General features: G+C 74.0%; 11 protein-coding genes. 2 read left to right on the top strand and 9 right to left on the bottom strand.

From position 1 onward, the window contains the following. Positions 1-96: 96 nt before the first annotated feature. The 4 genes from ACFV6D_RS36565 to ACFV6D_RS36550 all read right to left on the bottom strand — a co-directional run bounded on the left by ACFV6D_RS36565 (position 97) and on the right by ACFV6D_RS36550 (position 3,900). The gene (locus ACFV6D_RS36565; protein ID WP_063347929.1) at positions 97-1,257 is read right to left on the bottom strand and encodes an Mrp/NBP35 family ATP-binding protein; all 1,161 of its coding nucleotides are present in this window, start codon (positions 1,255-1,257) and stop codon (positions 97-99) included. 56 nt (positions 1,258-1,313) lie between these two features. Continuing rightward, on the bottom strand, positions 1,314-1,886 hold the full coding sequence (locus tag ACFV6D_RS36560; protein ID WP_079136259.1) for a DUF1003 domain-containing protein: 573 nt from the start codon (positions 1,884-1,886) through the stop codon (positions 1,314-1,316). 49 nt (positions 1,887-1,935) lie between these two features. Continuing rightward, positions 1,936-3,231 carry a magnesium transporter MgtE N-terminal domain-containing protein gene (locus ACFV6D_RS36555; RefSeq protein ID WP_380341390.1) on the bottom strand — a complete coding sequence of 432 codons (1,296 nt, stop codon included), beginning with the start codon at positions 3,229-3,231 and terminating at the stop codon, positions 1,936-1,938. A 129-nt stretch (positions 3,232-3,360) separates the two neighbouring features. Next, complete coding sequence (locus tag ACFV6D_RS36550) at positions 3,361-3,900, bottom strand: hypothetical protein (RefSeq protein ID WP_063347927.1); 540 nt, start codon at positions 3,898-3,900, stop codon at positions 3,361-3,363. Between the two features lie 208 nt (positions 3,901-4,108). Between ACFV6D_RS36550 and ACFV6D_RS36545 the strand changes: the two genes are divergently transcribed. Beyond that, positions 4,109-5,107 (top strand): DMT family transporter, encoded by a 999-nt coding sequence (locus tag ACFV6D_RS36545; protein WP_380563034.1) that lies wholly within the window; start codon positions 4,109-4,111, stop codon positions 5,105-5,107. Here the strand turns inward: ACFV6D_RS36545 and corA are convergent. Next, positions 5,052-6,173 (bottom strand): magnesium/cobalt transporter CorA, encoded by a 1,122-nt coding sequence (gene corA, locus ACFV6D_RS36540; protein WP_063347925.1) that lies wholly within the window; start codon positions 6,171-6,173, stop codon positions 5,052-5,054. The two genes, ACFV6D_RS36545 and corA, sit on opposite strands and share 56 nt — an antisense overlap. Positions 6,174-6,600: 427 nt before the next feature. Here corA and ACFV6D_RS36535 point away from each other — a divergent pair, with 427 nt between their 5' ends. After that, positions 6,601-7,242 (top strand): suppressor of fused domain protein, encoded by a 642-nt coding sequence (locus ACFV6D_RS36535; RefSeq protein ID WP_079135643.1) that lies wholly within the window; start codon positions 6,601-6,603, stop codon positions 7,240-7,242. Between the two features lie 74 nt (positions 7,243-7,316). On the opposite strand, the gene ACFV6D_RS36530 is transcribed toward ACFV6D_RS36535, so the two are convergent. The 4 genes from ACFV6D_RS36530 to ACFV6D_RS36515 form a co-directional block, all read right to left on the bottom strand. After that, complete coding sequence (locus tag ACFV6D_RS36530; RefSeq protein ID WP_063347924.1) at positions 7,317-8,177, bottom strand: PHP domain-containing protein; 861 nt, start codon at positions 8,175-8,177, stop codon at positions 7,317-7,319. Positions 8,178-8,248: 71 nt separating this feature from the next. Further along, entirely contained in the window at positions 8,249-8,887 is a 639-nt protein-coding gene (locus ACFV6D_RS36525) for a DUF6758 family protein (protein WP_380378426.1), read from the bottom strand. 311 nt (positions 8,888-9,198) lie between these two features. Beyond that, the gene (locus ACFV6D_RS36520) at positions 9,199-9,357 is read right to left on the bottom strand and encodes a hypothetical protein (protein WP_159398440.1); all 159 of its coding nucleotides are present in this window, start codon (positions 9,355-9,357) and stop codon (positions 9,199-9,201) included. Between the two features lie 368 nt (positions 9,358-9,725). Continuing rightward, the gene (locus ACFV6D_RS36515) at positions 9,726-10,604 is read right to left on the bottom strand and encodes an alpha/beta fold hydrolase (RefSeq protein ID WP_380563032.1); all 879 of its coding nucleotides are present in this window, start codon (positions 10,602-10,604) and stop codon (positions 9,726-9,728) included. Between the last annotated feature and the right edge of the window lie 178 nt (positions 10,605-10,782).

The raw sequence follows: 10,782 nt of genomic DNA, 5'->3' as shown, positions 1-10,782 counted from the left end.
CGAGACACAACCACCTGGGGCCCGAGTTGTGTATCAGAGACTCCCCTCGGGTGGGGCCGCGCGGTCGAACCACCCGGCCCCTTCGGCGACGCGTCGTCAGAACTTGTTCTTCGGGGTCAGCCCGAGGGAGAGCCCGGAGAGGCCGCGCTGGCGGCCGCCGAGCTTGCCGGCGACGGCGCGCAGGGCGGCGCCGGCCGGGGAGTCGGGGGCGGCGAGCACGACCGGGCGGCCGTCGTCGCCGCCCTCGCGCAGGCGCACGTCGATCGGGATCGAGCCGAGCACCGGGACGGTCGCGCCGACGGTGCGGGTGAGCGCGTCCGCGACGGTCTGGCCGCCGCCGGTGCCGAAGACGTCGATCATCTCGTCGCAGTGCGGGCACGGCATGCCGGACATGTTCTCGATCACGCCGACGATCTTCTGGTGGGTCTGCACCGCGATGGTGCCGGCCCGCTCGGCCACCTCGGCGGCGGCCATCTGCGGGGTGGTGACGATCAGGATCTCCGCGTTGGGAACCAGCTGGGCCACCGAGATCGCGATGTCGCCGGTGCCGGGCGGCAGGTCCAGCAGCAGGACGTCCAGGTCGCCCCAGTAGACGTCGGCGAGGAACTGCTGGAGCGCGCGGTGCAGCATCGGGCCGCGCCAGACCACCGGGGCGTTGCCCGGGGTGAACATGCCGATCGAGATGACCTTCACGCCGTGCGACTGCGGCGGCATGATCATGTCCTGGACCTGGGTGGGCCGGCCCTCGACGCCGAGCATGCGGGGCACGCTGTGGCCGTAGATGTCGGCGTCCACGACGGCGACCTTCAGGCCGTCGGCGGCCATCGCGGCGGCCAGGTTGACCGTGACGGAGGACTTGCCGACGCCGCCCTTGCCGGAGGCGACGGCGTAGACCCGGGTCAGCGTGCCCGGCTTGGCGAACGGGATCTCCCGCTCGGGGGCGCCGCCGCGCAGCAGCTGGGAGAGCTCCTTGCGCTGCTCGTCGCTCATCACGTCGAGCTCGACCTCGACGCCGGTCACACCGGGCACGCGGCCGACCGCTTCGCGGACCCGGGTGACGATGGTGTCGCGCATCGGGCAGCCGGAGACGGTCAGGTAGACCGCGACGCGCACTGCGCCGTCCTCGGCGATCCCGACCGATTTCACCATGCCGATCTCGGTGATCGGGCGGTTGATCTCCGGGTCGTTGACGGTCGCCAGCGCCTGGCGTACGGACTCCTCCGTGACGCCGGCCGCGACCTCTGTCTCGTTGGCCATGCCTTGATGGTACGGCGCTCGGGGGATCCCCTAACCCGCCGGTAGCGTGCCGCCGGTCACAGCGTCCCGGAGGGCTCCCGGCGCTCCTCGATCTCCTTGAGCAGGGACTGGAGTTCGGAGCGGATGAAGTCTCGGGTGGCGACCTCGCCGAGCCCGTGCCGCAGTGCCGCGACCTCGCGGGTCAGGTACTCGGTGTCCGCGATGTTGCGGTCGCTGCGGGCTCGGTCCTGCTCCATGTTGACCCGGTCCCGGTTGTCCTGGCGGTTCTGCGCGAGCAGGATCAGCGGGGCCGCGTAGGAGGCCTGGAGGGACAGCACCAGGGTGAGGAAGATGAAGGGGTAGCTGTCGAAGCGCACGTTCTCCGGCAGCAGGGTGTTCCAGGCCACCCAGATGATGATCACCACCGTCATCCAGACGATGAAGCGGCCGGTGCCCAGGAACCGCGCGATCCGTTCGGAGAGCTTGCCGAACGCCTCCGGGTCGTAGGCGGGCAGCGAGATCAGCCCGGGCCGGGCGGTGCGGGGCTGGTCGAGCCGGGTGCGGGCCGGGCCGGCCACGGAGATCTCGGCGCGCCGCTCCCGGCCGCCCTCCCGGCCGCGCAGTTCGCGCAGCTGGCGCAGTTCCCGCAGTTCGCTCTGGATGCGTTGGCGGGGGGACTCGTCCCGCCGCCCCTTGCGGTCAGCGTCCACCGTGCACCTCTTCCCTCGTGCCGTCCGTGTCGTCGTGGCCGTGCAGGACGGACTCGCGCCAGTCCTCCGGCAGCAGGTGGTCGAGCACGTCGTCGACGGTCACCGCGCCGAGCAGGTGGTCGGCCTCGTCGACGACCGGCGCGGACACCAGGTTGTAGGTCGCCAGGTAGCTGGTGATCAGCGACAGCGGGGTGTCCGGCGGCAGCGGGTCCAGGTCGTCGTCGACCAGCGAGCCGACCAGCACGTACGGCGGCTCGCGCAGCAGCCGCTGGAAGTGCACGGTGCCCAGGTACTTGCCGGTCGGGGTCTCGTTCGGCGGCCGGCAGACGTACACCTGCGCGGCGAGCGCGGGCTTGTGGTCGGAGACCCGGATGCGGGCGAGCGCCTCGGCCACGGTCGCGTCCGGCTCCAGCACGACCGGCTCGGTGGTCATCAGACCGCCGGCGGTGTTCTCCTCGTACGACAGCAGGCGGCGGACGGGCTCGGCCTCGTCCGGCTCCATCAGCTGGAGCAGCCGCTCGGCCTCGTCGTCGGGCAGTTCGGAGAGCAGGTCGGCGGCGTCGTCCGGGTCCATCGCCTCCAGGATGTCGGCGGCGCGTTCGTCCTTGAGCTTGCCGATGATCTCGACCTGGTCGTCCTCGGGCAGCTCCTCCAGGACGTCGGCGAGCCGCTCGTCGTCGAGCGCGGCGGCCACCTCGGCGCGGCGCTTGGCGGACAGGTGGTGCATGACGCTGGCGAGGTCGGCGGCGCGCAGCTGGTCGAAGGTGGCGAGCAGGTTGGCGGCGCCCTGGTCCTGCTCGGGCAGCGTGAAGCCGGTGACGTCCTGCCAGTCCAGGGTGAGCCGCTCGCCCTTGCCCTTGCGCAGCCGGCCGGCCCGGCCGACCTGGACGAAGACCTTGCTGATCTCCCACTCGCGCATCCGGGTCTGCACCATCCCGACGTCCAGCACGGTGACGTCCTCACCGGTCTTGGACCAGGTGACGGTGCGGTCCAGCAGCTCGGCGAGCACCAGGGTCTCGGACGGGCGCTGCTCGAAGCGCCGCAGGTTGATCACGCCGGTGGCGAGCACCTGGCCGGACTCCAGGCTGGTCACCCGGGTCATCGGCAGGAAGATCCGGCGCCGGCCGACCACCTCGACCACCAGGCCCAGGACCCGCGGCGGGCGGCCGCCGAGCCGCAGCGAGACGACGACGTCACGGACCCGGCCGACCTGGTCGCCGTTCGGGTCGAAGACGGCGAGGGCGGAGAGGTGGGAGATGAAGACCCGGGTACCTGGCCCTGCCATGAACTCCCTCTACTCGTTCGACGCCGTGCCGGGTACGCCGGGGCGCACCTGCGGGCAAGGCTACCCGCGTGTCGCGAGCCCGGCCCGACGAGGCACGGTACACAGCCGAGGAGTCCCGGGCGTGAATCTTTAGCGGCGCTTGAACAGCAGTTTGGGCAGACCGGCCGGGACGGGGCGGCGGGTGGTGGCCGCGGTGGGCATCGGCTGGGCGGCGTGCGAGCCGTCCGGCATCGCGCCCGGACGCTCGGTCAGCGCTCCGGCGGGCTCCAGGCGCAGCACCCGGCACTCGCGGGCCCAGCGGTCGGTGATGGTGTCGGTGTCGGGCGCGTTCAGCCGCTTGCCCTTGAGCTCCTCGACGGCGCCCAGCCAGGCCTCGCCGCCCGGGGCCAGCTCCGAGACCCGGGCGCTCCAGCCGGTCAGCCGGCCGCCCTTGTCCTTGCTGCGGACGGTCACCACCGCGCCGGATCCGGCGGTCAGGCCGTGCAGCGGCTGCTCGCCGCCCTCGCCGACCACCACCACGGCGCCGTCGTGCCAGGCGTGCCAGAGCGGGCGGGCCTGCTCCTGGCCGTCCGCGCGGACCCAGAGGAGGCCGGACTTCTTCGCGGCCTCCTCCAGCAGGGCCTGGTCGAGGAGGTCGTCGGCGGTCGCGGCGGCGGGCGTACGGTCCATGGCGCCCAGGGTACGACCTCCGCCGTCCACGAGTTGTCTCAGCCGTCGGGCGACAGTTCCATCGGCTTGCCACGGGCCTTACCGTAGGAGCGCCCAGCCCCGGCCTGGTCCAGCCCCGGCCTGGTCCAGCCCCGGCCTGGTCCAGCCCCGGCCCGGTTCAGTCCGGCCCCCGCCTCGCCCCAGCCCACGTGACCAGCAGAGGAGCGCCGTGCCCGCCGCCCGGCCCGCGACCGCCCCCGCACCAGCCGCCACCGCCACCGCCACCGAGCCGGCGCACCCGCTCCCCACCGCCGACCTGCTGCTGCTCGCCGTCTCCATCGCCGGCATCTCGCTGTCCGGCCCGCTGATCAGCGCCACCGCCGCGCCCGCGCTGGCGATCGCGTTCTGGCGCAACGTCATGTCGGTCGGCGTCCTCGGTCCGTACGCGCTGCTGCGCCACCGCGCCGAACTGCGCGGGATCGGCCGGCGGGCGCTGCTGCTCGCGATCGCGGCGGGCGTACTGCTCGCCGTGCACTTCGCGCTCTGGATGCCCAGCCTGCGGATGACCTCGGTGGCCTCGGCGACCGCCCTGGTCACCACCACCCCGCTGTGGACCATCCTGCTGATGCGACTGCTCGGCGTCCGCGCCCCCCGGATGGTCTGGCTCGGTACGGGCGTGGCCTTCGCCGGCGTGCTGGTGCTGACCGGCGTCGACCTCTCGCTCTCCCCGCGCGCGCTGCTCGGCGACGCGCTCGCCCTCGGCGCGGGCCTGGCCGCCGCCGGGTACATGCTGCTGGGCGCGGAGGTCCGCAAGACCGTCAGCACCACCGCGTACACGCTGGTCTGCTACGCCACCACGGGGGTGGGCCTGCTGGCGATCTGCCTGGTCGCGGGGACGCCGCTGGCCGGCTGGCCGGCCGGGGTGTGGTGGCAGATCGTGCTGCTGATGGTCGCCGCCCAACTGCTCGGCCACTCGCTGAGCAACCGCGTGGTGCGCAGCCTCGGCCCGTCGATCACCTCCACCGCGATCCTGCTGGAGACGCCGGGCGCGGCCCTGATCGCCGCCCTCTGGCTAGGCCAGTGGCCCCCGGTGGCGGCGTATCCGGCGGTGGTGCTGATCCTGGTGGGCCTGGTCCTGGTCGCCCGCGGCGGCCAGCGGGCGCCGCGGGCGGCTACAGCCAGCCGTTGCGGCGGAAGCCCCGGTACATCCCGACGCAGATCAGCATGATGGCGCCGAGCACCATCGGATAGCCGTACTTGTGGTGCAGCTCGGGCATGTACTCGAAGTTCATGCCGTACACGCCGGTGATCATGGTGGGCACGGCGAAGATCGCCGCCCAGGCGGTGATCTTGCGCATGTCCTCGTTCTGCGCCACCGAGACCTGCGCCAGGTTGGCCTGGAGCAGCGAGTTCAGCAGTTCGTCGAAGCCGTGCACCTGCTCGGTGACCCGGGCCAGGTGGTCGGCGACGTCCCGGAAGTACTTCTGGATGTCCGGGTCGACGAGGCGCTGCAGCGGCTCGGACAACTGCTGCATCGGGCGCAGCAGCGGCACCACGGCCCGCTTGAACTCCAGTACCTCGCGCTTGAGTTGGTACACCCGGCCGACGTCGGCGCTGCGCCCGCCCTTGGCCGAGAAGACGCCGTACTCGATCTCGTCCACGTCGTTCTGCAGCCGCTCGGAGACCAGCAGGTAGTTGTCCACGACGTGGTCGGCGATCGCGTGCAGCACCGCGGACGGGCCCTTGGCGAGCAGTCCGGACTCGTCCGCGTCGGCCTCCAGCCGGTGCCGCAGCTCCTGCAGCGAGCCGTGGCCGCCGTGCCGGACGGTGATCACGAAGTCCCGCCCGGCGAAGACCATCAGCTCGCCGGTCTCCACCACCTCGCTGGTCGGGGTGAGCTGGTCGTGCTCGACGTAGCGGATGGTCTTGAAGACGGCGAACAGCACGTCGTCGTAGCGCTCGACCTTGGGCCGCTGGTGCGCGTGCACCGCGTCCTCGACCGCGAGCGGGTGCAGGCCGAAGCGCTGGGCGATGCCCTCGAACTCGGCCTCGGTCGGCTCGTGCAGCCCGATCCAGCTGAACGAGCCGTCCCCGTCCGGGAGTTGGTGTGCGGCCTTGATCCGGCGGGCGGCCTCGCGGGGGCTGCAGGTCTCGCCGTGGCGCTTGCCGTGCTGGTACACCGCGCAGTCGACGACCGCCGAGCCGGCGCCCACCGGGACGGCGTCGTACGCGCCGACCGCGGAGCGGCGGCGGTTGGTGCGGACGGCGGCGCGCAGGCTGTTGATCATCGACATGGCAGGCTCCCTGGAACAGGAGCCGCCGCACAGCGGCGTAGGGGTCCCCCCGGTCGGAAGGCGGGGGAGGAGCGGGCGGCCGTGGTGCGACGGCGAAGAACACCGGTGAAGGGGGGTGAGGGTGCTCTCCCGGCCGGTTCGTCCGCGTCCGGCCTGCCCGGGCTACCTCGGCTGGATCAGCCGGTTCAGCCTGCGTGGCGAGGGGTACGGGGAAGTCGGGGCCGGGTAGAGCTGCCGGTACTGCATGGTCGGCCGGTATCCACCGCAACCACCTCCTTCGTGCCGCCGCCCCGGGAACCTGAGGATTTCCGGTGGCCAGTCGCTCACCCTAACATCTGACCGACCATCGGCGCCCCGGGCTTTCCCGAGGCTTTGCCCGGGCCGCCCGCACACGGCCGGCCCGCCCCCGGGGGTTACGCTCACCGGCATGGCGCACGACTTCCCGCTCTTCGGCGAACCCCACGGCGGCAGCTCCCCGGCGCTCTCCCGGGAGGCGGTGCTGGCCGCCGTCGAGGCCCGGCTGATCACCACCTTCGGCGAGCCGAGCGGCCGCGCCGCGGTCACCTTCCTCGGCACCGACCGGATCGAGGTGCTGCGCTTCGGCCCGGACGCCGACGGCCTGGTCCGGTACGCGACGCTCGGCATGGCCGCCGCGCCGATGGCCGACCCGACCGCACCGGTGGCCGACCAACTGCGCGGCCCACGCGCCGAACTGGTGCTGACCGTCCGCGGCGGGCGCGACAGCGTGCTGCGCAGCCTGGCCACCCTGGCCGCGACCCCGCAGGTCGAGGGGCTGGTGGTGGCCCCCGGCGGCTCGCTGGACCTCGGCGCCCCGCTGTGGGACGGCGCGCCGTTCACCTCGGTACTGGCCGCCGAGCCGGGCGGCCTGGTGCCGGACCTGGAGCTGGACGAGCCGGCCGACCCGGTCCGCTTCCTGCCGCTGCTGCCGATGACGCCCAACGAGGCCGGCTGGAAGCGGGTGCACGGCGCGGCCGCGCTCCAGGAGCGCTGGCTGGACCAGGGTGCCGACCTGCGCGACCCGGACCGCCGCGGTGTCCGGCTGGACTGACCGGGGCTCAGGCCGCGGGTCTCCCGTCCTGGCCCCGCGCTCCCGCCGCGCCCCCGCACCCCGGCGTGCGGCCCTCAGCCGCCGATCGGCTTCGCGCCGGTGGCCTGCGCCAGCAGGGCCTCGTACACCGCGGGATCGGTGGTGTGCTCGCCGAGCCGGACGGTCTTGCGGCTGCCGTGGTAGTCGCTGGAGCCGGTGACCAGCAGCCCCAGTTCGCCCGCCAGGCCGCGCAGCCGCACCCGGGTCTCCTCGTCGTGGTCGGTGTGGTCGACCTCCAGCGCGGCCAGCCCGGCCGCCGCGAGGTCGGCGATCACCTGGTCCGGGACGGTCCGCCCGCGCTTGACCGCGCCGGGGTGGGCGAACACCGGCACCCCGCCGGCGGCCCGGACCAGCCGGACCGCCTCGATCGGGTCGGTCTCGTGCTTGCGGACGTCCGCCCGGGCGCCGTTGGCCAGCCACTCGGCGGTGAAGGCGTCCGAGACGGTGGCCACCACGCCCGCCTCGACCAGCGCGCTGGCGATGTGCGGGCGCCCGACCGAGCCGGCCCCGGCGATCCGCTGCACCTGCTCCCAGCTGATGTCCGCGCCGAGTTCGCGGCAGCGCTCGACGACCGCCCGCCCGCGCCGGAACCGGTCGGTGCGCACCAGCTCCCGCTCGCGCGCGAACTCCGGCTCGTCCGGGTCGAACAGGTACGCCAGCAGGTGCATGCTGACGCCGCCCACCACGCAGGACAGTTCGGCGCCCGGGACGACGGTCAGCCGGCTGCCGGCCGGCAGCGCGCGCACCGCCCCGGCGGCCTCGGCGTGGCCCGCGACGGTGTCGTGGTCGGTGAGCGCCACGACGTCGAGGCCCGCGGCCACGGCCGCCGCGACCAGTTCGGCCGGGCTGTCGGTGCCGTCGGAGGCGTTGCTGTGGGCGTGCAGGTCGATGCGCACGGGGCGGACTCCTGGGGGCTCGGGGTGCCGCCCAGGATAGGACAGGGCGCCAGGCCCCGGCCGGACGGGACTTATCCCAGCAGGCGGGGGGAGAGGGCCCCGCAGGGGAGCAGGTCCAGTTCGGCGCCGGCCTCGCGCAGGTCGGTGAGGACGAGTTCGTCGTACATCACCAGGGCGGACTGCTCGGGCCAGGCGACCGCCCAGAGCCAGAGGCCGCGGGCCTCGCCGGCGAACACCGCGCGGTCGGCCGGGGCGTCCGGGATGTGGAACATCGGGGTGGGCCGGCCGGCGGCCAGCAGCTTGGCGTCGGCGGGCTTGTAGAGGCCGACGGAGTCGCCCGGATCGGGCCCGGGCATCCCGGCGTAGCGGGCGCCGAGGCCGACCCCCAGCTCCTCGGCGACGAGCACCAGCTCGCCGAAGCCGCCGAGCGGGGCCGGTCCGGAGCAGGCGACGGCGGTGGCCCGGGCGCCGGAGACGTCGTCGCCGACGTGGGCGATGCCGGTGTAGAGCCAGCCGACCGGGAGCGGCCAGGGCAGCCAGACGGGGACCTGCGAGCGGGCGACGGCGACGCCCAGGGCTTCGACGCTCGGTGGCAGCACGGGCTGCATCGGGTGCACGGCTCCGTGCCGGTCGCACTGCCAGGTGTCTGAGAACAGACCGGGGGCGCGGACCCGACCGGCGCACCTCGGGCAGCTTGGCTCGCCCCTCATAGGCGACAACGCTCCTCCCTCCGGACCGCCGCGTCAAGGACGATCACCCGTACGGAGGGCTCGGCGGCACCTGTCGGTGGCGGGGCCCGTTCGGCGCGGGGTGGGGCGGCGCGGCACGGGCGGTTCCCGTTGGGGGATGTCCCGTGGCGGGCGGCGGCAAACGTCGACGGGCGCAGGGCCCGGACACACTGACGCCCCGTCATCGGCGATCGCGGTGACAGGGCGTCAGTCGGGTATCGGAACGTCCGGATCGGACGCTCCCGGCTCGTCGGCGGCGGGTGAGGGCTCCCGGTCGGAGGCGCCGCGCGTGGTCAGACGGTCGGGCACGGGCGGATGAGCAGGCGCTCACCGGTGCGGGCGGCGGCCTGGACGAACTCGCGGACGGTCTCGGCGTCGGCTATCAGGCGGTCGGCGGCGGAGCCGTTGGCGTCGTCCAGTCGAACGATCTCGAAGCGCATGGTCTTCGTCATGGGCGTCTCCTGTTCCTGCCCCGTCGGTCGGGGCGATTGCGGCTGGGTGGATACCAGCCCTTGAGGGGTCCTACGGGTCCGGCGGTGCGGCCGGATCGCTCGGTTCGTACGTGCGGCGGTCTGCTGCGGCAAGGGCTCCCCCTGCTTGCCCGGTGCGTCTGGTGCCTCGTGAACCACGGTGACGTGGTGGTGCTTCCGGGTCGTTGCCCGCCCGTGAAGTCCAGGTTTCGGCTGATTCGCGCCGACGCGGAGGCCGGCGATGATTCCCGGACAGAATCAAAGATTACCGTAACTAACGACTTTTGTCCTGTGTTGAAGACGGTCGAACTTCGAGAAGTGGTTCAGACCACTCTCCGGATCGGCCCGGTTCAGGCCCAGAACGCGGCCAGCGCCCCGGCCGTGGCGGCCGGGCGTTCGGCGTTGGGGGAGTGGCCGGCGTCCTCGACGACCACCCGGCGGGCCCCCAGGCGCTCCGCCATCCGGTTCTGCTCCGGCACCGGCCAGGCGTAGTCCCGCACCCCGGACAGCACCAGCACCGGCAGGCCGGCGGTGGCGGCGGCCAGCTCGGCCACCCTGTCCGGCGCGGCGACCAGATGACCACCGGTGACGCTCAGTGACAGCGGCACGTTGGCCAGCCAGCGGCGGTGCAGGAACTCCGCGACGGCCGGCTCCGGGCGCTGCTTCTGGTCCCCGCTGCCCTCCTCCATCTGCCGCATGACCTGCCAGATCTCCTCCAGGCTCATGACCGGCAGCACGTCCAGCAGCAGCTTGGTGCGGGCCGCCTCGGCCGGATCGATCGCGCCCGGGCCGGTGGACATCAGGGTCAGCGAGCGCCACGGCGACGGGCCGTCCGCGGCCGCGGCCAGCACCGCCTCCCGGACCACCTGGCCGCCGAAGGAGTGCCCCAGCAGGTGCGGCGGCCCGCCGCCGTCGGCGGCCACGGCCTCGGTGAGCGCCCGGACGTCCGCGCCGAGCGCCTCGACGGCGTACGCGGCCGGGTCGTCCGGGCCGCCGGTCTCGTACTGGCCGCGCTGGTCGACGGCGGTCACCCGGTAGCCCGCCGCCGCCAGCGGCTCCAGCAGGGCGATGAAGTCCTCCTTGCTGCCGGTGAAGCCCGGCACCAGCAGCGCCGAGCCGCGCACCGGCCCGTCCGGCTCGGCCCGCAGCGCGGCGAACCCGCCGCGGCTGGTCGACAGCCGCAGCGCGCGGGCGCAGCGGGGAAGGGTGAGGAACGGCGGCGTGCTCATGGGCTGCTCTCCTGCGGGCGACTGGCCGGTAACCCCGACCCTATCCAGCCTGCGCCGGAACGCCGGAACGCCGGAACGCCGGAGGGGGCGGGCCCCCCCCCCCGGGGGCCCGGGCCCCCCCCCCCCGGGGGGGGGGGGGGGGGGGGGGGGGGGGGGGGGCGGGGGGGGGGGGGCGGGC

The organism is Kitasatospora sp. NPDC059812 (genome assembly GCF_042732075.1).
Classification (GTDB): Bacteria; Actinomycetota; Actinomycetes; order Streptomycetales; family Streptomycetaceae; genus Kitasatospora.
The sequence above is the reverse complement of the archived record's forward strand: the minus strand, read 5'-3'. Positions and strand labels throughout refer to the sequence as shown.